Here is a 23,513-nt window from a genome sequence, read left to right as displayed (position 1 = left end):
CATGTCTCGCGCGGCCACGCCGTCCGCGAGCACCGCCACGCAGGCCCTGGTCGCGAGTGACGCCGCCCCGGTGGCCAATCCCTTCAACCCACACGCCGTGTCCGCCGAGACGCAGGTGCAGTCGCGACCCTGGCCCCGCGCGGTGCTGCCTGGCTATGGCGCCCGCGAAGGCTATGCGGTCGGTTACGACACCGGCGCGTCGCCGTCGCCGTCGTTCTACCCGTTCGAACCCCGTTTGCAGCAGCCCCCGGTCCAGGATGCGCCGTCGGGCGACCCCGTCCCCGAACAGGCCTTGCCGGACCCCGGCGTCCCCAGGCCGCACTGACCGTACAGCCCCGCCCGGGGCAGCGAACCGTCCCGGGCGCCCTGACTTCCTCCCACACTCGAGGCCGATTCCATGAACCGACCGCTTCGCGCCCTTGCTTTGTCCGGACTCATCGCCGCCGCTCTGCCGGTGGCCTGCACCGCGCAGCCGCCCGCCGATGCCGCGCAGGCCACGCCGACGACGTCCATCGCGCCGCCGCCTTCCAATACCCCGGCCCCGCCGCTCGTCTCGGGACTGCCTGACTTCACCCGCCTGGTGGAACGCGTCGGACCGGCCGTGGTCAGCATCCGCGCCGAGATCACGCCCCAGCGCAACGCCCGGGGGCAGATGCCCGACGACGCCGAGATCCCGGAGTTCTTCCGCCGGTTCTTCGGCGACCAGTTCCCGCCGTCCGGGCCGCGCGGTCCGCGTGGGGGCGGTACCTCGCTGGGCACCGGCTTCCTGATTTCCGACGACGGCTACCTGCTGACCAACCACCATGTGGTCGACGGCGCGGACACGGTGACCGTCAGCCTGTCGGACCGGCGCGAGTTCGAGGCCAGGGTGGTCGGCAGCGACGAGCAGTACGACGTCGCCGTCCTCAAGATCGATGCCAAGGGCCTGCCTTTCCTGCGGATGGCCAATGCCGGCAACACCCGTCCGGGGCAGTGGGCGGTCGCGATCGGATCGCCATTCGGCCTCGACCACTCGGTCACCGCCGGCATCGTCAGCGCGGTCGGCCGCAGCAACCCGTATTCCGGCCAGCAGTACGTGCCCTTCATCCAGAGCGACGTCGCGATCAACCGCGGCAACTCCGGCGGCCCGCTGCTCAACACCAGCGGCGAAGTGATCGGCATCAACTCGCAGATCTTCTCCAACTCCGGCGGTTACATGGGCGTGAGCTTCGCCATCCCGATCGACCTGGCGATGAACGCCGCCGACCAGCTCAAGGCCACCGGCAAGGTCAGCCGCGGCCTGCTGGGCGTGCAGGTGCAGGCCATCACCGCCGAACAGGCCGACGCGCTTGGCATCGGCAGTGCCAGCGGCGCACTGGTGTCGGTGGTCAGCCCGGGCAGTGCGGCCGAGAAGGCCGGGATCGAGCGCATGGACGTGATCCAGTCGGTCGACGGCCGGCCGGTGAACACTTCCGCCGACCTGCCGCCCCTCATCGGCGCCAAGGCGCCGGGGACACGCGTGAAGCTGACCGTGCTGCGCGAGGGCAAGCCGCGCGACGTTACCGTGGTGCTCGACGCCCTCGATGGCGATGCGGTGGCGGCGGCGCCCGCGCGCGGCGACCGCGACGATGCGCGGGACCAGGGCGCCGCCGGCAATGCACTCGGGCTGCAGGTCAGGCCGCTGACCGACGCCCAGCGCCAGCGCGCGGGCCTGGAGGCCGACGAGGGCGTGGTGGTGACCGGCGTGGACGAAGCGGCCCGGGCGAGCGGCATCCAGCCCGGCGACGTCATCCTGGCCGTGGGCCGCGAGTCGGTCGGCGACCCCCGGGAGCTCGACGCCGAGCTCGAGGGCGTCGGCGAGGGCGATACGGTCATGCTGCTGGTCCGCCGCGGCGGGGCTACCCAGTTCGTGGCGGTGACGCCCGAAAAAGGCTGAGCCTGGCCGGCCCATCGGCGGCGCCGGTGGGCCGGCGGGTCCGTGAACCCGCGCGGCTGCGCCGGCGCGGGGCGACGGCCAGGGGGCGGGGCGGTGTGCGATAATGCCCCGTTAACCCCTGGATTCCCGTAGAGCCGCTTTCCGCGGCCTCGAAGCCCCGCATGCAGCAGATCAGAAACTTCTCCATCATCGCCCACGTCGACCACGGCAAGTCGACGCTCGCCGACCGCATCATCCAGTTGTGCGGGGGCCTGACGGCGCGCGAGATGGAAGCCCAGGTGCTCGACAACAATCCGATCGAGCGCGAGCGCGGGATCACGATCAAGTCGCAATCCGTGTCGCTGCCTTACACCGCCCGCGACGGCCAGACCTATTTCCTGAACTTCATCGACACCCCTGGCCACGTCGACTTCAGCTACGAGGTCAGCCGTTCGCTGGCCGCCTGCGAGGGCGCGCTGCTGGTGGTCGACGCCGCCCAGGGCGTCGAGGCGCAGTCGGTCGCCAACTGCTACACGGCGGTGGAGCAGGGCCTGGAAGTCGTGCCGGTGCTCAACAAGATCGACCTGCCCACGGCCGACATCGAGAAGGCCAAGGCCGAGATCGAAGCGGTCATCGGCATCGACGCCGAGGACGCGGTCGCGGTCAGCGCCAAGACCGGCCTGAACGTCGAGGACGTGCTGGAGGCGATCGTCCACCGCATTCCGCCGCCGAAACCGCGCGACACCGACAAGCTGCAGGCGCTGATCATCGACTCCTGGTTCGACAACTACCTCGGCGTCGTCATGCTGGTGCGCATCATGCAGGGCGAGATCAAGCCCGGCGACAAGCTGACGGTGATGTCGACCGGTCGCAGCCACCAGGTCGACAACGTGGGCGTGTTCACACCCAAGCGCAAGGAACTGGCCCGGCTCGGCGCGGGCGAGGTGGGCTGGGTCAACGCCAGCATCAAGGACGTGCACGGCGCGCCGGTGGGCGACACGCTCACGCTGACCGCGGATCCGGCGCCCAAGCCGCTGCCGGGCTTCCAGGAGATGCAACCGCGCGTGTTCGCCGGCCTGTTCCCGGTGGACGCGGAGGACTACCCCGACCTGCGCGAAGCGCTCGAGAAGCTGCGCCTGAACGATGCCGCGATGCGCTTCGAGCCCGAGAGCTCCGAGGCGATGGGCTTCGGTTTCCGCTGCGGCTTCCTGGGCATGCTGCACATGGAGATCGTGCAGGAGCGCCTGGAGCGCGAGTACGACCTCAACCTGATCAGCACCGCGCCGACCGTGGTCTACGAAGTCCTCAAGACCGACGGCAGCATCATCCCCATGGACAACCCGGCCAAGCTGCCGCCGGTGAACCAGGTCGAGGAAGTCCGCGAGCCGTTGATCCGCGCCAACATCCTGACTCCGCCGGACTACATCGGCGGGATCATCACCCTGTGCGAGGAAAAGCGCGGCAGCCAGATCGGGATCACGTACATGGCCAGCCAGGTGCAGATCAGCTACGAGCTGCCGATGGCCGAAGTGGTGCTGGACTTCTTCGACCGGCTCAAGTCCGTCAGCCGCGGCTATGCGTCGCTGGACTACCACTTCCTGCGCTTCGAGCCCGGCCCCTTCGTGCGCGTCGACATCCTCATCAACGGCGACAAGGTCGATGCGCTGAGCGTGATCTGCCACCGCAGCCATGCCGACCGCCGGGGCCGCGACCTGTGCGAGCGGATGAAGGAACTGATCCCGCGGCAGATGTTCGACGTCGCCATCCAGGCCGCCATCGGCTCGCAGGTCATCGCCCGCACCACGGTCAAGGCGATGCGCAAGAACGTGCTGGCGAAGTGCTACGGTGGCGACATCAGCCGCAAGAAGAAGCTGCTGGAGAAGCAGAAGGCCGGCAAGAAGCGGATGAAGCAGGTCGGTAGCGTGGAAATCCCGCAGGAAGCCTTCCTGGCGGTCTTGCAGACTGACAACAAATAAGGCGGGGACGAAGGACTCGAACAACGGCGGCGAAGGCAGGCGCTTTTCGCGGCCGCCCGGGGGAACTACCGTGACCAACGGCGGGTCCGTACGGGGGGCAGGGCAGGCAGACTCGCCGGGAGGCGGGGCTTGCCGGCCCTCGCCGATCTCGGGGCCGACTTCCCGGCTCTATCCAAGGAGCGCACATGCGTTGGTTTGAAATCGCCCTGGTGGCACTCACCCTCGTCACCGGGCTGGTCTGGCTTCTCGACAAGCTCTATCTCGCCAAGTACCGGGCAGCCCGGGAAAGCCTGCTCGACGACGGCAGCGAGCCCTGGTACGTCGACTATTCCAAGGCGTTCTTCCCCGTGCTGCTGGTGGTACTGATCCTGCGCAGCTTCGTCGCCGAACCGTTCCGCATCCCCTCCAACTCCATGATGCCGACCCTGTTGACCGGTGATTTCATCCTGGTCAACAAGTTCACCTACGGCCTGCGCCTGCCCATCACCAACAAGAAGGTGGTGTCGATCGGCGAGCCCAGGCGCGGCGATGTCGTGGTCTTCCGGCCGCCGCACCACCCCGACCAGGACTGGATCAAGCGCGTCGTCGGGTTGCCGGGCGACACCGTGGCGTACCGCAACAACACCGTGTTCATCAACGGTGCCCCCTTGCCCTACCAGCCGATCGGCATCTACGAGGGGAAGGGGAGCGGCCGCGAGATGACAGGGGCCGAGGAGCTGGAGGAGAATCTGGAGGGCCGCCGGCACCGGGTGCTCGAGCGGATCGCGTTGCCGTTCCCCGACCAGGGCGACGGCGAGTGGGAAGTGCCAACGGGGCACTATTTCGTCATGGGCGACAATCGTGATAATAGCGAGGACAGCCGCTTCTGGCAGACGCACTTCCTTCCGGAGGAAAATCTGCGGGGGAAAGCGTTCCTGATCTGGATGAACATCGATGGGGGCATCGATACGTCCAGGATCGGCAGCAGCATCCAGTAGGGGCGGAGTTCGCCGGCCACCTGGCCACATTCAAGTCATATAGGGGAGTTCGAGCATGAAACGCACGCAAGGTGGCATGACCCTCGCCAGCTTCATCATCGTCCTGGGGGTGGTCGGTGTGTTCATTTACATGGGCATGAAGCTGGTCCCGATGTACACCGAGTATTACGCGGTCAAGCGGGCACTTTCTGAAATGAGCACCGATATCGCGGTGCGCAACGCCGATCCGGCGAAGATCCGTGAACTGTTCTTCAAGCGCATGGACGTAAGCTACGTTGAAAGCGTGGAAAAGGACGACTTCAAGATCGCGCGCAAGGACGCCGGCTACATCGTCGACGTCGAGTATGAGGTGCGCAAGCCGCTGATCGGCAACCTGGACGTGGTGGGCAACTTCTCCGCGAGCCAGGTGATGGGACGCGGCGGCTCCATTGAGTGACTGCGTTTCCCACCGATTCACCCGTCCCGAGCTGCTCCAGCAGGCGCTGACCCACCGCAGCGCCGGTGCGCCGCACTACGAGCGCCTGGAGTTCCTCGGCGACGCGCTGGTCAACCTGATCATCGCCGAGGCCCTGTTCCAGCGCTGGCCGCAGGTCGACGAGGGCGCGCTGACGCGCGCGCGCGCCGAATTGGTGCGCGAATCCTCGCTGGCCGCCATCGCGCGGAGCCTGGACCTGGGGGCCCGACTCACCCTGGGGCCGGGCGAAATGAAATCCGGCGGGCACCGCCGCGACTCGATCCTGGCCGACGTGGTGGAGGCGATCGTGGCCGCGATCTACCTGGATGCCGGCTTCGAGACCTGCCGGTTGACCGTGCTGCCCTGGTTTGAACCGGCGATGGCGGCGATGCCGCCGCCGCACAAGGTCGGAAAGGACGCCAAGACGCGGCTGCAGGAGTGGTTGCAGGGCCGCCAGAAGCCACTGCCCGTCTACGCGCTGCTGTCGGAAAGCGGCGAAGAGCATGCCAAGACCTTCCACGTGAGCTGCGAGCTTGCCGAACCGCCCCTGCGCGCCGAGGGCGCGGGGACGTCTCGGCGGGCGGCCGAACAGGCCGCCGCCGAGCTCGCGCTCGAGCGGATCGAAACCCCGCGCGGCAAGCCCGGCTGAGCCCGCCGCGGGCGCGCGGCCGGATCCGTCGTGCCCCACGGCACGCGGGGTTTGCCCCGATGCCGGCACAGGCGGACAATCACCGCATGAGCACCCCTCCTTTCCGGGCCGGACACGTTGCTGTCATCGGTCGGCCGAATGTCGGCAAATCCACCCTGACCAACGCCCTCGTGGGCGCGAAGGTCAGCATCGTCTCCAACCGCCCGCAGACCACCCGCCACCGGCTGCTCGGCATCGCCAGCTTCGAGGCCGGCCAGCTGGTGCTGGTCGACACGCCGGGCCTGCACCGGGACCAGGGCAAGTCGACCGCGTCGGCCATGCACCGGATGATGAACCGCGCCGCGCGCGGCGCCCTGGAAGGCGTCGACGTCGCGGCGCTGGTCGTCCAGGCCGGGCGCTGGGACGAGGCCGATGCCTTCGCCTACGAGGCGCTGAGCAACGCCGGCCTGCCGGTGGTGCTGATCGTCAACCAGGTCGACCGGCTGAAGGACAAGACCGCACTGCTGCCCTACCTGGCCAAAGTGAGCGAGGGTCGCGACTTCGCGGGCGTCCACCCGATCTCCGCGCTCAAGCGCAATGGGCTTGAAGCCCTGGTCGAGACCCTGCTCAAGCTGGTGCCCGAGCAGCCGGCGATCTATGGCGAGGACGAGATCACCGACAAGAGCCAGCGCTTCCTCGCCGGCGAGATGGTCCGCGAACAGCTGATGCGCCAGCTCGGCAACGAGTTGCCGTACGCGACGACGGTGGAGATCGAGAAGTTCGAAGTCGACGGGGCGCTGCTGCGCATCGGCGCGGTGATCTGGGTCGAACGCGACGGCCAGAAGGCCATCGTGATCGGCAAGGGCGGCGAGCGCCTGCGCGAGATCGGCTCCAAGGCGCGCCAGCACATGGAGCGCCTGTTCGGCGCGAAGGTCTTCCTGGAAACCTGGGTCCGCGTGCGTCAAGGCTGGTCCGACGACGAGGCCGCGCTGCGTGCCTTCGGCTACCACGACTAGGGCCTGCCTGCGGGCGGCGCGGCCATGCGCCTGAGCGCGGAACCCGGTTTCGTGCTGCATGCGCGGCCTTGGCGCGAGACCAGCCTGCTGGTCGAAGTGCTCAGCGCCGGGCACGGCCGTGTCGGCCTGCTCGCGCGCGGCGTGCAGGGCGCCAAGCGGCATCCCCTGCGTGCAGCGCTGCAACCGCTCCAGTTCATCCGCTTCGATGCGCTCTGGCGCGGCGAACTGGCGCGCCTGGTCGCCGCCGAGGCGGTCGACGTGGCGCCGCGGCTGGCGGGCGAGGCCAGCCTGGGCGCGTTCTACCTCAACGAGTTGACCTTGCGCCTGGCGCCGCGGCAGGTGCAGCAGCCTGAGCTGTTCGTGGCCTATGCCACCGCCCGCGAGCGCCTTCGCGCGGGCGACGCGCTGGCCTGGACCCTGCGCCGGTACGAACGCGACCTGCTCGATGCGCTCGGCGTCGGCTTCGAATGGCATTGCGATGGCGACGGCGCGCCGATCGATCCGGCCGCGCGCTACCGCCTCGACCCCGAGCACGGGCCGCGTCGCCTGCTGATGGACCGCGGCCAGGCCGATCGCAGCGAGGCCGCGACTGGACGCGCGCTGCTGGCGCTGGCGGCGGACCGCGAACCCGAGGCCGAGGACATGGCCGCCCTGCGCCGGGCCATGCGCGCCGTGCTGGCGCACCACCTCGGCCCGCGGGGACTGAAGTCCTGGGAGATGCTGGGTTCGCTCGCGCGGCTGATGCCCGGTGCCGGCAGCCCATCGCAGGAGACGGTTCAGCCGGGCGGCTGAGCCAGGGTGTCGCGCAGGGCGCGCTCGAAACTCGAGCGCGGTTCCACTTCCCGAGGTGCCGCCTGCCATGCCGCCACCGCGGCCCCCAGGCGCACAGCCCCGACGAAACCACAGCTGGCACGCAGGCGATGCAATCCGGCTTCCAGGCACTCCAGGTCGTCGTCGCGCCAATGCGCCATCAGCGCCGCGCCCGTGTCCTCCAGCTCGGCCACGAACAGACCGCGCAACTGCGCGACATGCGCGTGGTTGCCGTTGAGGGCGCGCAGGGCGGCGTCGTCATCCCAGAGCGGGGCGTGCGTTGCTGCCGCGGCGGGCGACGCGTGCGCTGGCGGGCGCGGTTCGCGAAGTCCGAGCGCGCAATGAACCGCCGCGCGGAGCTCGGCGCCCGCGAGCGGCTTGCACAGCACCTTGCGGAAGCCCGCGGCCAGCAGCGCGTCGTGGTCGTGGCGATCGAGCGAGGCGGTGTGGGCGAGCGCGCGCGTGGTCAGGCCCCGCGCCCGCAGCGCGTGGAGCAGGGCGATGCCGTCGCCGTCGGGCAGCCGCGCATCGACCAGCCACAGGTCGTGGCCGGTCGCCAGGGCGAGTTCGATCGCGGAGGCCTGCGATTCGGCGAGGTCGACCTGGGCGGGCAGGGCCTGCAGTGCCGCGGCGATGAAGCGCGACGAGGTCGGGTCATCCTCGACGAGGAGGATGCGCAATGGCGTGTCCATGTCGTGATCGTCTCCCTGGAATCCCGCGTCCGGCCGTTCACCCCCCTCGCGCGTGCCGGTATGCTGCGTGCCATGTCCACGTGGATAGTAAGCCTGTTTGCCGGTGCCTGTGGACTGGTGGCCCTCGCGCTGCCGGGGCGTGCAGAGGCGCGGGCCGCGGAATTGCGGGTGGCGCGGGTGGAGACACCGGTGGCCATCCTGGAGGACGTGGAGGTGCGCCTGGCCTGGTCCCCCGGCGAGGCCGGTGGCCACCTGCGCGTGCGTGCGCGCACGGCGCGGGCGCCCGACCTGGGTTACCGCTTCTCCGGCCTGGACTGGTCCTGCCCGTTGCGCCGCGACGGCGAGGCGTGGTCCTGCGCGGGCGAGGTGACCGCGGCGGATACTGGCTCGGCGCGCCTCTCGCTCGCACTGGACGCGGCGTCCACGCAGGCCGGACTGGTCCGCGGCGACGCGCGACTCGCACTCGACCGCGACGCGGCCAGCCCCGACCTCACGCGCATCGACCTGGCCCGCGTGCCGGTGCAATGGGCCCAGGCACTCGCCAGCCAGGCCTGGGCAGACGGACGCTTCGGCGCCGGACGCATGACCGGGCAGGTCCTGGTCGACGCCGCGGGCGACCGGCCGCTGCAGGTCGATGCCCGGCTCGAGGTGGAGGGCCTGGCGGTGGATACGCCGGACGGACGCATCGCCGCGGAGGGCCTGGGCGCACGCCTCGGCATCGGTGCCAGCCTCGGGTCGATGCCGGTGATCGCGGTCGAGGGCGACCTGCTTGGCGGCGAGCTGCTGTTCGGTACGACCTACGTCTCGCTGGGCTCCCGCAATGTCGCGCTGTCGGGCGAAGCACGCAAAGCCCCCGACGGCGGCTGGGACTTTTCGCGACTCGACTGGCAGGACGGTGACAGGCTCCAGGCCCGTGGGCGGGCGCGCCTGGCGGCGGATGCCGGCCTCCAGGCCCTGCAACTCCAGATGCGCAGTACCGACCTGGGCGCTCTCGGCGCGGACTATCTCAGCGGCTGGCTCGGCGTCGCCGGCCTGGCCGAGCTGCAACTGGGCGGCCGCGCCGCCCTGGGCCTGGGCATCGAGGCGGGCCAGCTCGAGCATGCTGACCTCATCCTGGAGGGCGTGAGCGTCGTCGATCCGCGCCAGCGTTTCGGCTTCCAGGGCCTGCGCGGCGACCTCGCGTTCTCCAGCGCCAGCCCGGTGGACAGCGAGTTGCAGTGGGATTCGGGCACGCTCTACGGCCTTGGCTTCGGGCCGGCGCGGCTGCCCTTCGCCAGTGGCGGCGGCAGCCTGCGCAGCCGCGAGGCGATCCCCCTGGCGATGCTCGGGGGACAGGTCGTCCTCGACGACGTGCGCATCCAGCCGCCGGGTGCGACCTCGGGGCTCGACGTCCGTTTCGGCCTCGCGCTGGAAGACCTCGACGTCGCCGCGCTCAGCACGGCCCTCGACTGGCCACCCTTCACCGGCCGCCTGGGCGGGCGCATCCCGATGGCGCACTATGCCGACGACCGCCTGGATTTCGACGGGGGCCTGGTGATGCGGCTGTTCGACGGCGAAGTCGAGGTCTCATCGCTGTCGATGGAGCGGCCGTTCGGCGTCGCGCCGACCCTGTCGGCCGACATCGGCATGGTCGGCCTGGACCTCGAGGCGCTGACCGGCGTGTTCGGCTTCGGCAGCATCAGCGGTCGCCTGCATGGAAGCATCGACAGGCTGCGCCTGGTCAACTGGACGCCGGTGGCCTTCGACGCCGAACTGCATACCGAGCGCGAACGCGGCGTCCGCCAGCGGATCAGCCAGCGCGCGGTGCAGGACCTGTCCAGCGTCGGCGACGCATCGTTCATGGGCAGCCTGCAGGGGCAGCTGATCGGCCTGTTCGACGACTTCCGCTACTCGCGGATCGGCATCGCCTGCGTCCTCGCCGACGAAGTCTGCACCATGGACGGCCTGGGTTCAGCCGGTCGTGGCTTTATTATCGTCGACGGCGCCTGGGTCCCGCACCTCACGGTGGTCGGTTTCAACCGCCGTGTAGACTGGCCGACACTGGTTGAACGCCTCGCGGCCATCGGCAGTGGCGATGTAGCGCCGGTGGTCGAATGAACTTCGTGCAAGAGCAGGAGAGATGAGAATGCGTCGTTGGATGGGACTGCCCGTGGCCGCCGTGATGCTCACGGCATGCGTGACGATCAACGTGTATTTCCCCGCGGCCGAGGCGCGGGAGGCCGCGCAGGAGTTCGTCGAGAAGGTGATCGGCGACGACGCGGCCGTGCCGGCCGACGAGGCCGGGGAGGGCACTTCGCCGGGTGCTTCGCTGCAGCCGGGCAACGCCGCATCGGCGCTTGCGCTGGCCTCGCGCATCGACTGGTGGGCGCTGGCTGGCGTGGGTAGCGCCCATGCGCAGGGCCAGCCGGACATCACCATCAAGACGCCCGCGATCCAGGCGATCCAGTCACGCATGGCGTCGCGCTTCGAGTCGCAGCTGCGCGCGGGCTTCGACGCCGGCGCGCTGGGCTTCGCGGCCGACGGCATGATCGTGGTGCGCGACGCCGGGAAGTTGCCGCTCAAGGACCGCGTCGCGATCAACCAGGCGGTCGCCGACGACAACCGCGACCGCAAGGCCGTCTACCGGGAAGTCGCGGTCGCCAATGGCCATCCCGAGTGGGAGTCGCAGATCCGCGACGTGTTCGCGCGCCAGTGGATCGCCAGCGCCCGCAAGGGCTGGTGGTACCAGAGCGGCGGCAGCTGGAAGCAGAAGTAGGCCCATCCGGCCCGCACGGCATGCAAGGCGACGGCCCGCACCCGCGGGCCGTCTGCGTTCCGGCCCGGCCGGTCTGCCTCGCGCCCGGCGTCATCTGCGACAATGGGCGGCTCCGCCCCCAGCGAGCCTGTAGCCAGCCCGTGGCCCGAATCGACCAGACCCCCTTCGAAGCCGTCATCACCGACCTGACCCACGACGGTCGCGGCGTGGCGCGCCGCCCCGATCCGCGCCATCCGGAGGGCGGCGGCAAGGCGGTCTTCATTGCCGGCGCACTGCCCGGCGAACGGGTGATGGCGGTGCAGACCCGCCGCCATCGCAGCTTCGACGAAGCGCGCACCGACTCGGTACTGGAGGCCGCGCCGGAGCGCGTGTCGCCGCGCTGCCCGCACTTCGGCACCTGCGGGGGCTGCGCGCTCCAGCACTACGCCGAGGACCGGCAGATCCTCGCCAAGCAGCGCGTGCTGGCCGAGAACCTGGAGCGCATCGGCCACGTCGCGCCCGCGCGCTGGCTGCCGCCGCTCACCGATGCGGCCTGGGGCTATCGCCGCAAGGGCCGCCTGTCGGTCCGCCGGGTCGAAAAGAAGGACAAGACCCTGGTCGGCTTCCGCGAGACCGATCCGCGCTTCGTCGCCGACCTGCGCGAGTGCCACACGGTGATCCCGCAGATCGGCGAGCGGCTGGGAGCGCTCTCGGCCCTGGTCGATGGCCTCGAAGCGCGCCGGGACATCCCGCAGATCGAGTTCATTGCCGGCGACGCCGCCGTCGCATTGACCTTCCGCCACCTCTCGCCCCTGGGCGAGGCCGACCGCGCCGCGCTGGTGGCCTTCGCCAAGGCGCACGATTTCGCCATCTTCCTGCAGCCTGGCGGCGTCGACAGCGTCCATCCGCTGTATCCGGATGAAGTCCCGCTGTCGTTCCACCTCGAGGACTGGGGCATCGAGCTGAAGTTCCGGCCCCTGGACTTCATCCAGGTCAACGCCGGCCTGAACCGCAAGATGATCCACCACGCGTTCGACCTGCTCGAGCCGGGTGCCGACGAGCGCGTGCTCGACCTGTTCGCCGGCCTCGGCAACTTCACCCTGCCGCTGGCGCGCCGCGTGCGCGAGGTCGTGGGCGTGGAGGGCGAGGCGGGCCTGGTCCAGCGCGCCCGTGAGAACGCCACCCACAACGGCCTGGGGAACGCGCGTTTCTACGCCGCCGACCTCGCCAAGGACCTGTCGGCCGAACCGTGGATGCGCGAAGGCTTCGACAAGCTGCTGCTCGACCCGCCGCGCTCGGGCGCCGACTTCGTGTTGTCGGTATTGCCGCTCAAGCAGTTCAAGCGCATCGTCTACGTCAGTTGCCATCCGGCCTCGCTGGCGCGCGACGCCGGTTACCTGGTCAACGAGAAGGGCTGGAAGCTGCAGGCGGCCGGGGTGATGGACATGTTCCCGCACACCGCCCACGTCGAATCCATCGCACTGTTCGAACCGGGCTGAGGAGCGGGCATGGGCATCGAGATCGAACGCAAGTTCCTGGTCCGCGGCGACGCCTGGCGGACGCAGGCGCACCAGGTGGAGACGATGGCGCAGGGGTACCTCAACGACCTGGCGGCCATGGCGTCCGTCGACGGCGCCGACGCGGCGATGAAGGCTTCGGTGCGGGTGCGCATCGCCGGCGACGCCGCCTTCCTCAACATCAAGTCGCGCGAGCTCGGCCACACCCGGCAGGAGTTCGACTACGCCATTCCGGTGGCCGACGCCCGCGACCTGCTGGCGCTGTGCGTGGGCGGGCGCATCGAGAAGCGCCGCCACCGCATCGCCGCCGGCACGCGCGAGTGGGAAGTCGACGAGTTCCTCGGCGAGAACGCCGGGCTGGTCGTCGCCGAGATCGAACTCGACGATGCCGACGAGGCCTTCGACCGCCCGGACTGGCTGGGCGAGGAAGTGACCCACGCCGTCCGCTACTACAACCTGGCCCTGGCCTCGCGCCCGTACTCGCAGTGGACCGCGGACGAGCGCGCCGGGACCGCCCCATGACGGAGCGCCCCACATGCTGCTGATCGGCATCGCCGGGACCCGCCTCGAAGTCCACGAGCGCGAGTGGCTGCAACACGACGCCTGCGCGGGCGTGGTGCTGTTCGGCCGCAACTTCGCTTCGCGCGAACAGGTCGCCGACCTGTCCGCGGCCATCCGCGAGGCCGCGCCGCGCCCGCAGCTGGTCTGCGTGGACCAGGAAGGCGGACGCGTCCAGCGCTTCCGTGACGGCTACAGCGCGCTGCCGGCACTGGAGGGCTTCAGCCGGCGCCATGCGCTCGACCCCGCTGCCGCGCTGGCGCTGGCCGAAGACCACGCGTGGCTCATGGCCAGCGAGATCCGCGCCAGCGGCGTGGACCTGAGCTTCGCCCCGGTGGTCGACCTGGGCTGGGGCAACCGCGCGATCGGCAATCGCGCGTTTTCCGACACGCCCGCCGTCGTGGCTGCGTTCACCCGCGCCTACGTGCGCGGCATGCACAGTGCCGGCATGGCCGCCACGCTCAAGCATTTCCCTGGACACGGTTCCGTCCTCGAGGACACGCACTTCGAGATGGCCACCGACCCGCGCGCGCTCGAGGTCCTGCAGGCACGAGACCTGGTGCCGTTCGCGGCCGGGATCGAGGCCGGCGCCGACGCGGTGATGATGGCGCACGTGACCTACCCGGCGGTGGCGCCGGAGCCGGCGGGGTACTCGCCACGCTGGATCGGCGACATCCTGCGCGGCGACATGGCCTTCGCTGGCGTGGTCTTCAGCGACGACATCGGCATGAAGGCCGCCGACAGCGCCGGCGGCGTCGGCGCGCGGGTGGACGCGCACCTGGATGCGGGGTGCGACGCGGTGCTGGTGTGCCACCCCGAGCTGGTCGAGGATGCCCTGGTCGCCGTGCGCGACCGGCGCCTCGACCCACGACCGGTCGAGCGCCTTCTCGGTCGCGGCACCCGCGACTGGGAAAGCCTGCTGGCCGACGGTCGCTACAACGAAAGCCGCAGGAAACTGGAGGGTCTGGTTTGATGAGTGGACATGATCTTGGCTGGGCGCTGGACAACGCCGACGTCGTTGTCGAGCAGGCGGCGCTCGAGCAGGCGATGGCGCGCATGGCGGACGAGATCCGTCGCGACTACGAGGAGGCACCGGTCTACCTGACGGTCATGCATGGCGGACTGCCGTTCGCCGCCCGCCTGGCGATGGAAGTGGGTGCGCGTGGCCTGGACCTGGAATTCGACTACCTGCACGCGACCCGCTACCGCGGCGACACGCGCGGCAGCGACCTGGTCTGGAAGCACCGGCCGGCGACGCCGCTGGCCGGCCGTCGGGTGCTGCTGGCCGACGACATCCTCGACGAGGGCCACACCCTGGCCGGCATCATCGAATGGTGCCAGGAGCAGGGCGCCCGTGACGTCCGCGTCGCCGTTCTCGCGGTGAAGCAGCACGACCGTTGCGTGGAGGGCGTCCATGCCGATTACATCGGCGTCCACGTGCCCGACCGCTACGTGTTCGGCTACGGCATGGACTTCCACGAGCAGGGTCGCAACCTGCCCGACATCCACGCCCTGAAGGACGGCGCATGAGCGGCATCGACCTGGCCGTCATCGGCGGCACCGGCGTTTATGCGCTGGCGCGCCTGGAGGACGTGGAGACCCACGTCGTCGAGACCCGCTACGGCGCGCCATCGGGGCCGGTCCGGGTCGGTCGCCTGGGCGGACGTCGGGTCGCGTTCCTCGCCCGGCATGGCGAAGGCCATTCGGTGCCGCCGCACCTGGTCAACTACCGCGCCAACCTCGCGGCGCTGCAGCTCCTGGGCGCGACGCGCGTGCTGGCGCTCAACACCGTCGGCGGCATCACCGAGCGCTTCGGTCCGCGCGTGCTGGCGTGCCCCGACCAGCTCATCGACTACACCTGGGGCCGAATCTCGACGCTGTGCGAGGGCGAGCCCTGGATCGACTCCGGCGGCGAAGTCCTGCACGTGGATTTCGGCGAGCCCTATTCCCGCAGCCTGCGCCAGGCCGTGCTCGCGGCGGCCCGTGCCGCTGGCGTCGACCTCGTCGAGGGCGGCTGCTACGCCGCCACGCAGGGCCCGCGCCTGGAGACGCGCGCGGAGATCGCGCGCCTGCGCCGCGACGGCTGCGACCTCGTCGGCATGACCGGCATGCCCGAGGCGGGCCTGGCGCGCGAGCTGGGACTGGAATACGCCTGCCTGGCCGTGGTCGCCAACTGGGCGGCCGGCGCGGGTCCTGATCCGGATGAAGTGATCACCCTGCAGGACGTGCTGGACAACGTCGCGGCGGCCTCCGCGGGGCTGGCGGATCTGATAGGGGCGGTTGCGGACAACTGAGCCGCCAGCAGTTGTCAAGCGTGCGTTCAGTTTGCATACTCGGGCCTGCGTCGGACGCGCCTGCGCGCCGTCGCGCCCATCGCATCCAGCATGAGGTCATCAAGGACATGCAGTACGGTACCGTCAAGTGGTTCAACGACGCCAAGGGATTTGGCTTCATCTCACCAGAAGATGGCAGCGCGGACGTGTTCGTGCATTTCTCCGCCATCAATGCAAAGGGCTTTCGCAGTCTCCAGGAAGGCCAGCGCGTCAGCTACCAGCTGACCCAGGGACCAAAGGGCGCGCAGGCGTCCGAAGTCGGCGTCGCCAGCGAAGGCTGATCGCCGCCTGCACATCGATATCTTGAAGCCCCGCCTCGCGGGGCTTTTTTGTGTCGCTTCGCCCCGAGGCGGTTCGAAGCCGGCACGCCGCCGCTGCCAATGCGCGGCGGGCCCCGACACGCTCTCGGGTTTGCCACGCGACAGGTCCCACCCTCGCGTCCGCCGAGCCTAGAATCGGAGGCTCCCCCGGAAGGAGGCCGCCATGGACGCATTGCCGCCATTCGCGACGCATCGCGTCGACAACCAGCCGCCGGCGTTCGCGCCGCGCGACCTGTGGCGAGACGACGCCGCGCTTCGCGAGGCCCTGGCAAGGGAAGGCGCCGGGGCCTGGGAGGACGAGGTCGCCCGCTACGGGGCCCTGGCGGGGGGCGAACTGCATGCGCTGGGATTCGATGCCCATCGCGATCGGCCCCGCCTGCGCACCCACGACCGCTTCGGCCATCGGATCGACCGCGTCGAGTTCCACCCCAACTACCACGCCATCATGGGCGCCGCGATCGAACACGGCGTCGCCGGCCTGTCCTGGCACGAACCGCGGCCCGGCGCGCACGTGGCGCGTGCGGCACTGAGCTACCTGCACCACCAGGTCGAGCCGGGCAGCAGTTGCCCGTTGACGATGACCCACGCCGCAGTGCCGGTGTTGCAGGGCGTGCCGGCGCTGCGCGACTGGGCCACGCGGGCGGCCGCCCCGCACTACGACCCGCGCGACGTGCCGGCCCCGGAGAAGGCCGGGCTCACGCTGGGCATGGGCATGACCGAAAAGCAGGGCGGCAGCGACGTGCGCGCCAATGCGACCGTGGCCCGTCCGCTGGAGGGAGACGCTTACGCCCTGATCGGGCACAAGTGGTTCTTCTCCGCGCCGATGTCGGACGGCTTCCTGGTGCTCGCGCAGGCGCCCGCAGGGCTGAGCTGCTTCCTGCTGCCGCGGTGGCGGCCAGACGGCACGCGCAATGCGTTGCGGCTGATGCGCCTCAAGGACAAGCTGGGCGACTGGTCGAACGCGTCGTCGGAGGTCGAGTTCGACGGTGCCTGGGCCCATCGCGTCGGCGAGGAGGGGCGCGGGGTGCCGACGATCCTGCAGATGGTGATGCTCACGCGCCTGGACTGCATGTTGGGTTCCTCTGCGGAAATGCGCATGGCGCTGGCCGAGGCGATCCACCACGCGCGGCATCGCCACGCGTTCGGCAAGCGCCTGGCCGAGCATGCGCTCATGCAGAACGTGCTCGCCGACCTGGCCATCGAGGCCGAAGCGGCGCTGGCGCTGTCGATGCGGGTCGCCCGCGCGGTGGATGCCGCCAGCCGCGATCCCGACGAGGCCGCGTTCGCGCGGGTGGCGACGGCGATCGGCAAGTACTGGATCTGCAAGCGCGCGCCCGCCTTCGTCAACGAAGCGCAGGAATGCCTGGGCGGGGCGGGGTATGTCGAGGAATCGATCCTGCCGCGCCTCTACCGGCAGGCGCCGCTGAACTCCATCTGGGAGGGCAGCGGCAACATCCAGTGCCTGGACGTGCTCCGCGCGCTGGACAAGGCGCCTGCCTGCCTGGACGTCCTGCGGCGCGAGCTGGCGCTTGCATCCGGCCTGCCGGCAGCGTTCATGGATGCGCTGGATGCGCGCCTGGCGCGTGCCGGCGAGGCCTCGGCGCGCAGCCTCGTCGAGTGCCTGGCCCTCGCGCTGCAGGCCTCGGCCCTGTGCCAGGCCGACAGCCCCCTGGCCGGGGACTTCATCGCCAGCCGCCTCGCATCGCCGCACGCGCAGGCGCTGGGCACGCTGGCCGACGGGATCGTTTTCGGCCGCGCCATCGAACGGGCGCTGCCGGCGGACTGAGCGGCGCCTCCGGTTTGCTCAGGGGCGGCCCGGACGCGTCGACTCATCGGGACGCAGGCTGCGCGCGCCGGTGACGATCATGCGCACCATCGTCGAAAGCTGGTTGACCAGTTCCGGGTCTTTTTCCCGCGGCAGGTCCATGGCCGTGCCGCCCACCGCGAACACCAGGCGGGTGATCGCCTTGGCCGCCAGCGCGGGCTCGTGCAGGGTGGCGTGGTCGAGTCGCGCGAGGCGGATCAGGTCCAGCCGCAGTTCCTCTTCGAAGAATTCGAGTTCGCGGTCCACCGCCTGTTTGAAGGCGTCCGAGCCCACCGTGCCCTCGCGGAGCAGCACGTGCAGCAGCTTGTCGTCGGCGCGGAGCTGCTCCATGAACGCCTCCACCGAGCTGCGGATGACGCTGCGGTTGCCGCCGGCGACCCGCTGCCGGGCCTCACCGATGATCTGGCGCAGCGAGCGGCCGGCCAGGTCGATCAGCGCCACGGCCAGCTCGTCCATGTCGCGGAACTGCCGATAGAAGCTGTTGGGCGCGATGCCGGCTTCGCGGGCCACCTCGCGCAGGCTAAGCGACGAGACGCTGCGATGCGGTCCGACCAGCTTCAGCGCGGCGGCGAGGATGTCCTCGCGCGAGATGCTCGGCTTGCGGCCGGGGCCGTGCTCGTCGGCGGTGGCCGCGGGAATGGCTGGGGTGGGGACGGTGGTCACGGTTCGAGTATGACGCGTCTGAATGGTGGCAGGGCAGGGGGCATCATAGTCCTGTAATTAATATACAGGTGTATATACATGCGTCCGCACATTGGTATAGTACTCCCATGAATGCTCGCGTCCGCCCCTCCCGCTCCCGCCGTCCCGCCGGCCTGCGCCACTGGCTGCGGCCCTTCGTCGCGCCGGCCGTCTTCGACTTCTGGGCATCCCGGGTCAATCGCCTGTGGACCTGGGAGCGGCCGCTGGCCCAGCTGGTGGGACGCGAGCGCGAGTCGAGCGACGCGGTGACCCTGCTGCTGCGGCCGAACCGCCACTGGCAGGGGTTCCGCGCCGGCCAGCATGTCAACCTCGGCATCGAGGTGGAGGGCGCCCGGGTCACCCGCAGCTACAGCCTGTCGCAGCCGCCGCGCGCGGACGGCCTGCTGGCGATCACCGTCAAGGCCATGCCGGGCGGCAAGGTCAGCCCGCGCCTGTGCAATGCGGTGGAGACGGGGGAAATCTTCGAACTGGGTCCGGCGTTCGGCGACATGACGCTGCCCAGGCGCCCCGAAGGCGAGTGGCTGTTCCTGGCCGGCGGCAGCGGTATCACGCCGCTGATGGCAATGGTCCGTGCCCTGGCCGCGGACGGCATGCCCGTCCCGCTGACCCTGGTCTACTGGTCGCGCCGCCGCGACGAATTCTGCTTCGTCGACGAACTGCGGGCACTGGCCGCGGCGCATGCCGGATTCACCCTGCACCTGGTGCTGACCGGCGAAGCGGCCCACGCGGCCGACGAACACGCGGGACGCATCGACGAGGCCCTGCTGACGCGACTGGTCGACGGCCTCGAGAACCGTCGGGTCATGGCCTGCGGGCCCGGAGGTTTCGTCGAATCCGCGCGCGGCCTGCTGGAGGGTCGCGTGCGCGACTTCCAGGCCGAGGCCTTCACCTTGCCCGAAGCCCCGGTGCTAGACGAAGGCGAGGTCGAACTGACCCTCAACCGCAGCGGCCGCGTACTCAAGGTCCCGCGTGGCCAGCCCTTGCTGGTGGCGCTCGAAGCGCAGGGCATCAAACCGGCCTCGGGCTGCCGCATGGGCCTTTGCAACACCTGCGCCTGCGGGCAGGCCTCGGGCAGCGTCCGCCACCTGCCCAGCGGCGCGCTCGTGCACGAACCGTCCCAGGCCCTGAAGCTGTGCATCCACGGCGCCGCCACCGACCTGTCGATCGATCTTTGATGGAGACTTCCCAGCGCATGCGCACCCCGACGCCCCGCAAGAAGAACCGCGCCCTGGCCCCCGCAGAACTGGAGGCCTTCGGCAACGAACTCGACGCGCTGCGCGCGCGTACCGTCGCCAGCCTCGGCGCGCGCGATGCCCGTTACATCCGCAACGTGGTCAAGGCCGTGCGCTATACCGAGGTCGCCGGGCGTGGCCTGCTGTTCCTGGGCGCCTTCGTGCATGGCGTGCTGGTCCCGGCCTGGATCGCCGGCGTGCTGCTGCTGGCGCTGTCGAAGATCCTGGAGAACATGGAGCTCGGCCACAACGTCATCCATGGCCAGTACGACTGGATGGGCGATCCCCAGCTCAATGGGCGCACCTACGAGTGGGACATCGCCGGCACCGCCGAAGCCTGGCGCAAGACGCACAACTTCCGCCACCACACCTACACCAATGTCCGCGGCCTGGACGACGACATCGGCTATGGCCTGCTGCGGATCTTCCCGGAGCAGAAGTGGTCGCCGTTCTTCCTGCTGCAGCCGATCATCGCGCCGATCTTCGCGCTGCTCTTCGAATGGGGCGTGGCGATCCAGGACCTGAAGCTGGGTCGCTGGCTGCAGGGCAAGGTGAGCGCGAAGCAGATGTACCGCAAGTTCCGTCCCGTCGGCCGCAAGATGGGCCGCCAGGTGCTCAAGGACTACGTGCTGTTCCCCTTGCTGGCCGGACCGTTCTTCCTGCCCGTGCTGCTGGGCAACGTGGTGGCGAACCTGCTGCGCAATGTCTGGACCTACGTGATCATCTTCTGCGGGCACTTCACCACCGACGTGGAGACCTTCCCGCGCGACGTCATCAAGAACGAGTCGCGCGGCCACTGGTACCTGCGCCAGCTGCGCGGCTCGTCCAACATCTCCGGTGGCTTCCTGATCGACGTCATGTCGGGCAACCTCAGCCACCAGATCGAGCACCACTTCTACCCGGACATCCCGGCCAACCGGTATTCGGAGATGGCGGTCGAGGTGCGCGAGATCTGCGCCCGCTACGGGCAGCACTACAACACCGGTTCGCTGCCCCGGCAGTTCGGCCAGGTGACCTGGCGGATCCTGCGCCACGCCTTCCCGAGCCGGCCGCGCCGCGCCAAGCCGCTGGTGCGGAGCGAAGCCGGCGCCTGAGGCGGGGCAGCGCACAGCGCCAGGAATCCCGCGACGGCCCGGCAATCGCCGGGCCGCTTGCGTTGGGAACGGGATCGGACGGGTCCCCGCGAGGGCTGGCAGCGACCACTCGCAAGTGGGCGGCCGCTTGCCCTCAGTCGAGGAACTGCAGCTTCGCCAGCTCGGCGTAAAGGCCGTCCTGGGCGAGCAACTCGGCATGGGTGCCTTCGGCGACGATGCGGCCCTTGTCCATGACCACGATGCGGTCGGCCTTGAGCACGGTCGCCAGGCGATGGGCGATGACCAGGGTCGTCCGGCCTTCCATCAGGGTCTCCAGCGCCTGCTGCACCGAGCGCTCGCTCTGCGCGTCGAGGGCGCTGGTGGCTTCGTCGAGCAGCAGGATCGGGGCGTCCTTGAGCAGCGCCCGCGCGATCGCGATGCGTTGCTGCTGTCCGCCCGAAAGACGGGCCCCGCGTTCGCCCAGTTGCGTCTCCAGGCCCTCGGGCAGGGACTGGAGGAACTCGCGTGCGTGGGCCGCCTGGACCGCGGCGTCGATCTCGGCATCGCTGGCCTGCAGGCGTCCGTAGCGGATGTTCTCTCGCGCGCTGGTGGCGAAGATGGTCGGCTGCTGGGGCACCAGCGCGACGGCCTCGCGCAGCTGCGCGGGGTCGAGCCGGGCGATGTCGATGCCGTCGACCCGGACAGTGCCGCGGTCGGGGTCGTGGAAGCGCAGCAACAGCGACAGCACCGTGCTCTTGCCCGCCCCGGAGGGACCCACCAGCGCGACCGTCTCGCCTGGCCGCACGCGCAGGTCGAAGCCGTCCAGTGCCGGCAGGTCGGGCCGTGCCGGATAGTGGAAGGTGACGTCCTCGAAGGCGATGGCGCCCTGCACGGGGACCGGCATGGACGCCGGCTGCGGCGGCACGAGGATGCCGTTGTCGACGTTGAGCAGTTCGCTGATGCGGCCCATGCCGCCCGCCGCACGCTGCAGTTCGTTCCAGACTTCGGCGAGTGCGCCCACCGAGCCGCCGCCGATCAGCGCGTAGAGCACGAACTGGCCAAGTGTCCCGGGGGTCATGCGTCCGGCCACCACGTCGTGCGCGCCCGACCACAGCACCAGGGTGATGGCGCCGAAGACCAGGGATATCGCAATGGCGGTCACCCAGGCCTGGGCCTGGATCCGGCGGCGGGCGGTGGCCACGGCGGTGTCGATGGCTTCGCCGAAGCGGCCGCGCTCATAGGGCTCTCGGGCATGCGCCTGGACGGTGGCAACCGCGCCGAGGGTTTCGTTGGCGAGTGCGTTGGCATCGGCGATGCGGTCCTGCGCCGATCGCGAGATCTTCTGCAGGCGACGACCGCCCAGTACGATGGGCAGCACCGCGAGCGGGATGCCGACCAGGGCGAAGGCCGCCAGCCGCGGACTGGTCACGAACAGCATCGCGATGCTGCCCAGGAAGGTGACCGAGCTGCGGAGCGCCACCGACATGCTCGTCGCGACGACGCCACGCAGCAACTCGGCATCGGCCGTGAGCCGCGAGACCAGTTCGCCACTGCGATTGGCATCGTGGAAGCCGGCATCCAGGCCGATCAGGTGGCCGTAGAGTTGCCGGCGCAGGTCGGCGACCACGCGTTCGCCCAGCATCGAAACGAAGAAAAAGCGTGCCGCCGTTGCCAGCGCCAGGGCGATCGCGACCACGAACAGCAAGAGGAAGGCGCGGTCGATCGCGCCGCCGCCGCCCGCCGCGAAGCCCTGGTCGATCATCGTCCGGAACGCGACAGGCAGGCTCAGGGTGGCCGTGGAGGAGGCCGCGAGCGCCAACAGCCAGGCGATGAAGAGGCCACGGTGTCGGCGGACGAATGGCCAGAGCGTGCGAAGTTGCCCGACGGGCGCCTTCGGTGGCGGGCCATCGGCCGGGGGCAGGGCCGTCGCCGGCGCGGGGTCAGTCATCGAGCTCGACATCCTTGAGGCATACCCGGTCACGGGTGGCGTCGCGAAGGCGGGTTTTCAAGGGGGCGACGTCGTCGGCAGGCAGCCGCAGGCGCATGTGGACGCCCTCGGCGGTGAAACGTTCCTCGAGCTTCTCGGCGGGGTGTTGCGCGAGCAGGGCATGGATCGCGCCGGTGTCTTCGAACGGGTAGGACAGGTGCAGCAGGGCCATGGCCACCAGGGGCTGGCGGGGGGCGGTGCGCAGGCACTCGGCCGCGCAGCCGCCGTACGCGCGCACCAGGCCGCCCGCGCCGAGCTTGATGCCGCCATACCAGCGGGTGACGACGACGGCGACACGATCGAAGCCCTGGCCCTCGATGGCGGCGAGGATGGGCCGCCCGGCCGTGCTGGCCGGTTCGCCGTCGTCGTTGAACCGGTACTGGCCGTCGATGCGATAGGCCCAGCAGTTGTGCGTCGCGGCCGCGTCGCCGACCTCGGCGAAGAACGCCATGGCGGCCTCCGGGCTGTCGACCGGAGCGGCCTGGGCGAGGAACCGGCTGTGCTTGACCTCGATGGCATGCTCGGCGCGCGCGGCGAGCGTGTCCAGGTTCATGGCGCCGGGTCGGGAGGTGCGGGGAGCAGGTCGGCGAGGTCGTCGGGTACCTGCAGGTAGGGCCGCTCTGCCCGCAGAAGCGCCAGGCTCGCGCGCGCGGACTCGAGGTCGCCGGCGGCCTTGCGGGCGCGGATCCGCTCCAGCCAGTCGGTCGGGTCGAGCGCGGCATCGGCTTGCACCGGGAGTGCAGCAAGCGCCCCGGGCGAAGCGGGTTCGGGCATCGCGACGACAT

22 protein-coding genes and 2 pseudogenes are annotated in these 23,513 nt (G+C 70.2%); 19 read left to right on the top strand and 5 right to left on the bottom strand.

What is annotated here, in order from left to right:
* The 8 genes and pseudogenes from FKV25_RS16245 to recO form a co-directional block, all read left to right on the top strand.
* A pseudogene (locus FKV25_RS16245) lies at window positions 1-325 on the top strand (hypothetical protein); the annotation flags it as partial.
* A gap of 72 nt (window positions 326-397) precedes the next feature.
* Window positions 398-1,915: a DegQ family serine endoprotease gene (locus FKV25_RS09270; protein ID WP_141518515.1), complete on the top strand. Its 1,518-nt coding sequence runs from the start codon at window positions 398-400 to the stop codon at window positions 1,913-1,915.
* Window positions 1,916-2,076: 161 nt separating this feature from the next.
* The gene (lepA, locus tag FKV25_RS09265) at window positions 2,077-3,870 is read left to right on the top strand and encodes a translation elongation factor 4 (RefSeq protein WP_141518514.1); all 1,794 of its coding nucleotides are present in this window, start codon (window positions 2,077-2,079) and stop codon (window positions 3,868-3,870) included.
* Between the two features lie 185 nt (window positions 3,871-4,055).
* On the top strand, window positions 4,056-4,847 hold the full coding sequence (gene lepB / locus FKV25_RS09260) for a signal peptidase I (RefSeq protein ID WP_141518513.1): 792 nt from the start codon (window positions 4,056-4,058) through the stop codon (window positions 4,845-4,847).
* Window positions 4,848-4,902: 55 nt separating this feature from the next.
* Window positions 4,903-5,283, top strand: a complete 381-nt coding sequence (locus tag FKV25_RS09255; protein WP_141518512.1) for a DUF4845 domain-containing protein — start codon at window positions 4,903-4,905, stop codon at window positions 5,281-5,283.
* Entirely contained in the window at window positions 5,276-5,950 is a 675-nt protein-coding gene (rnc, locus tag FKV25_RS09250; protein ID WP_141518511.1) for a ribonuclease III, read from the top strand. The genes FKV25_RS09255 and rnc overlap by 8 nt, the downstream gene beginning before the upstream one ends.
* Window positions 5,951-6,036: 86 nt before the next feature.
* The gene (gene era / locus FKV25_RS09245; RefSeq protein ID WP_141518510.1) at window positions 6,037-6,945 is read left to right on the top strand and encodes a GTPase Era; all 909 of its coding nucleotides are present in this window, start codon (window positions 6,037-6,039) and stop codon (window positions 6,943-6,945) included.
* A 24-nt stretch (window positions 6,946-6,969) separates the two neighbouring features.
* A complete protein-coding gene (gene recO / locus FKV25_RS09240; protein WP_141518509.1) occupies window positions 6,970-7,737 on the top strand; it encodes a DNA repair protein RecO in 768 nt (255 codons plus the stop codon).
* Here the strand turns inward: recO and FKV25_RS09235 are convergent.
* A complete protein-coding gene (locus tag FKV25_RS09235; RefSeq protein ID WP_141518508.1) occupies window positions 7,722-8,447 on the bottom strand; it encodes a response regulator in 726 nt (241 codons plus the stop codon). The genes recO and FKV25_RS09235 overlap by 16 nt on opposite strands.
* A gap of 72 nt (window positions 8,448-8,519) precedes the next feature.
* On the opposite strand from FKV25_RS09235, the gene FKV25_RS09230 reads away from it, so the two are divergent.
* The 9 genes from FKV25_RS09230 (at window position 8,520) to FKV25_RS09190 (ending at window position 17,695) form a co-directional block, all read left to right on the top strand.
* Window positions 8,520-10,544, top strand: coding sequence for a hypothetical protein (locus FKV25_RS09230; protein ID WP_141518507.1), 2,025 nt, complete (start codon window positions 8,520-8,522; stop codon window positions 10,542-10,544).
* Between the two features lie 28 nt (window positions 10,545-10,572).
* Window positions 10,573-11,202 (top strand): YdbL family probable chaperone protein, encoded by a 630-nt coding sequence (locus FKV25_RS09225; protein ID WP_246072031.1) that lies wholly within the window; start codon window positions 10,573-10,575, stop codon window positions 11,200-11,202.
* Between the two features lie 140 nt (window positions 11,203-11,342).
* A complete protein-coding gene (gene rlmD, locus FKV25_RS09220) occupies window positions 11,343-12,680 on the top strand; it encodes a 23S rRNA (uracil(1939)-C(5))-methyltransferase RlmD (protein WP_246072030.1) in 1,338 nt (445 codons plus the stop codon).
* A 9-nt stretch (window positions 12,681-12,689) separates the two neighbouring features.
* Window positions 12,690-13,220, top strand: coding sequence for a CYTH domain-containing protein (locus FKV25_RS09215; protein WP_141518504.1), 531 nt, complete (start codon window positions 12,690-12,692; stop codon window positions 13,218-13,220).
* A gap of 13 nt (window positions 13,221-13,233) precedes the next feature.
* Window positions 13,234-14,229, top strand: coding sequence for a beta-N-acetylhexosaminidase (gene nagZ / locus FKV25_RS09210; protein ID WP_141518503.1), 996 nt, complete (start codon window positions 13,234-13,236; stop codon window positions 14,227-14,229).
* A complete protein-coding gene (locus FKV25_RS09205; RefSeq protein ID WP_141518502.1) occupies window positions 14,229-14,786 on the top strand; it encodes a hypoxanthine-guanine phosphoribosyltransferase in 558 nt (185 codons plus the stop codon). Before nagZ ends, FKV25_RS09205 begins: the two co-directional genes overlap by 1 nt.
* Window positions 14,783-15,550: an S-methyl-5'-thioinosine phosphorylase gene (locus tag FKV25_RS09200; protein ID WP_141518501.1), complete on the top strand. Its 768-nt coding sequence runs from the start codon at window positions 14,783-14,785 to the stop codon at window positions 15,548-15,550. The genes FKV25_RS09205 and FKV25_RS09200 overlap by 4 nt, the downstream gene beginning before the upstream one ends.
* 107 nt (window positions 15,551-15,657) lie before the next feature.
* On the top strand, window positions 15,658-15,870 hold the full coding sequence (locus FKV25_RS09195; RefSeq protein WP_141518518.1) for a cold-shock protein: 213 nt from the start codon (window positions 15,658-15,660) through the stop codon (window positions 15,868-15,870).
* A gap of 202 nt (window positions 15,871-16,072) precedes the next feature.
* Window positions 16,073-17,695, top strand: coding sequence for an acyl-CoA dehydrogenase family protein (locus FKV25_RS09190; protein ID WP_141518500.1), 1,623 nt, complete (start codon window positions 16,073-16,075; stop codon window positions 17,693-17,695).
* A gap of 18 nt (window positions 17,696-17,713) precedes the next feature.
* Here the strand turns inward: FKV25_RS09190 and fabR are convergent, their stop codons facing one another.
* Complete coding sequence (fabR, locus tag FKV25_RS09185) at window positions 17,714-18,373, bottom strand: HTH-type transcriptional repressor FabR (RefSeq protein ID WP_141518517.1); 660 nt, start codon at window positions 18,371-18,373, stop codon at window positions 17,714-17,716.
* A 131-nt stretch (window positions 18,374-18,504) separates the two neighbouring features.
* On the opposite strand from fabR, the gene FKV25_RS09180 reads away from it, so the two are divergent.
* Together FKV25_RS09180 and FKV25_RS09175 are read left to right on the top strand one after the other, a co-directional pair.
* Window positions 18,505-19,611 carry a ferredoxin reductase gene (locus FKV25_RS09180; RefSeq protein WP_141518499.1) on the top strand — a complete coding sequence of 369 codons (1,107 nt, stop codon included), beginning with the start codon at window positions 18,505-18,507 and terminating at the stop codon, window positions 19,609-19,611.
* Between the two features lie 17 nt (window positions 19,612-19,628).
* A complete protein-coding gene (locus tag FKV25_RS09175) occupies window positions 19,629-20,762 on the top strand; it encodes a fatty acid desaturase family protein (protein WP_141518516.1) in 1,134 nt (377 codons plus the stop codon).
* A gap of 133 nt (window positions 20,763-20,895) precedes the next feature.
* Here the strand turns inward: FKV25_RS09175 and FKV25_RS09170 are convergent, their stop codons facing one another.
* The 3 genes and pseudogenes from FKV25_RS09170 to FKV25_RS16240 all read right to left on the bottom strand — a co-directional run.
* Window positions 20,896-22,689 carry an ABC transporter transmembrane domain-containing protein gene (locus tag FKV25_RS09170; RefSeq protein ID WP_141518498.1) on the bottom strand — a complete coding sequence of 598 codons (1,794 nt, stop codon included), beginning with the start codon at window positions 22,687-22,689 and terminating at the stop codon, window positions 20,896-20,898.
* A complete protein-coding gene (locus FKV25_RS09165; RefSeq protein WP_141518497.1) occupies window positions 22,682-23,281 on the bottom strand; it encodes an IMPACT family protein in 600 nt (199 codons plus the stop codon). Before FKV25_RS09165 ends, FKV25_RS09170 begins: the two co-directional genes overlap by 8 nt.
* A pseudogene (locus tag FKV25_RS16240) lies at window positions 23,278-23,513 on the bottom strand (hypothetical protein); the annotation flags it as partial. The gene FKV25_RS09165 and the pseudogene FKV25_RS16240, both read right to left, overlap by 4 nt.

The organism is Marilutibacter aestuarii (assembly GCF_006546775.1).
Classification (GTDB): domain Bacteria; phylum Pseudomonadota; class Gammaproteobacteria; order Xanthomonadales; family Xanthomonadaceae; genus Marilutibacter; species Marilutibacter aestuarii.
The sequence above is the reverse complement of the archived record's forward strand: the minus strand, read 5'-3'. Positions and strand labels throughout refer to the sequence as shown.

Excerpts from the sequence above, each read along its gene's own strand:
- FKV25_RS09270 (WP_141518515.1), top strand. The coding sequence starts at position 398 with ATGAACCGACCGCTTCGCGCCCTTGCTTTGTCCGGACTCATCGCCGCC.
- lepA (WP_141518514.1), top strand. The coding sequence starts at position 2,077 with ATGCAGCAGATCAGAAACTTCTCCATCATCGCCCACGTCGACCACGGC.
- lepB (WP_141518513.1), top strand. The coding sequence starts at position 4,056 with ATGCGTTGGTTTGAAATCGCCCTGGTGGCACTCACCCTCGTCACCGGG.
- FKV25_RS09255 (WP_141518512.1), top strand. The coding sequence starts at position 4,903 with ATGAAACGCACGCAAGGTGGCATGACCCTCGCCAGCTTCATCATCGTC.
- era (WP_141518510.1), top strand. The coding sequence starts at position 6,037 with ATGAGCACCCCTCCTTTCCGGGCCGGACACGTTGCTGTCATCGGTCGG.
- recO (WP_141518509.1), top strand. The coding sequence starts at position 6,970 with ATGCGCCTGAGCGCGGAACCCGGTTTCGTGCTGCATGCGCGGCCTTGG.
- FKV25_RS09235 (WP_141518508.1), bottom strand. The coding sequence starts at position 8,447 with ATGGACACGCCATTGCGCATCCTCCTCGTCGAGGATGACCCGACCTCG.
- FKV25_RS09230 (WP_141518507.1), top strand. The coding sequence starts at position 8,520 with ATGTCCACGTGGATAGTAAGCCTGTTTGCCGGTGCCTGTGGACTGGTG.
- FKV25_RS09225 (WP_246072031.1), top strand. The coding sequence starts at position 10,573 with ATGCGTCGTTGGATGGGACTGCCCGTGGCCGCCGTGATGCTCACGGCA.
- FKV25_RS09215 (WP_141518504.1), top strand. The coding sequence starts at position 12,690 with ATGGGCATCGAGATCGAACGCAAGTTCCTGGTCCGCGGCGACGCCTGG.
- nagZ (WP_141518503.1), top strand. The coding sequence starts at position 13,234 with ATGCTGCTGATCGGCATCGCCGGGACCCGCCTCGAAGTCCACGAGCGC.
- FKV25_RS09205 (WP_141518502.1), top strand. The coding sequence starts at position 14,229 with ATGAGTGGACATGATCTTGGCTGGGCGCTGGACAACGCCGACGTCGTT.
- FKV25_RS09200 (WP_141518501.1), top strand. The coding sequence starts at position 14,783 with ATGAGCGGCATCGACCTGGCCGTCATCGGCGGCACCGGCGTTTATGCG.
- FKV25_RS09195 (WP_141518518.1), top strand. The coding sequence starts at position 15,658 with ATGCAGTACGGTACCGTCAAGTGGTTCAACGACGCCAAGGGATTTGGC.
- FKV25_RS09190 (WP_141518500.1), top strand. The coding sequence starts at position 16,073 with ATGGACGCATTGCCGCCATTCGCGACGCATCGCGTCGACAACCAGCCG.
- FKV25_RS09180 (WP_141518499.1), top strand. The coding sequence starts at position 18,505 with ATGAATGCTCGCGTCCGCCCCTCCCGCTCCCGCCGTCCCGCCGGCCTG.
- FKV25_RS09175 (WP_141518516.1), top strand. The coding sequence starts at position 19,629 with ATGCGCACCCCGACGCCCCGCAAGAAGAACCGCGCCCTGGCCCCCGCA.
- FKV25_RS09170 (WP_141518498.1), bottom strand. The coding sequence starts at position 22,689 with ATGACTGACCCCGCGCCGGCGACGGCCCTGCCCCCGGCCGATGGCCCG.
- FKV25_RS09165 (WP_141518497.1), bottom strand. The coding sequence starts at position 23,281 with ATGAACCTGGACACGCTCGCCGCGCGCGCCGAGCATGCCATCGAGGTC.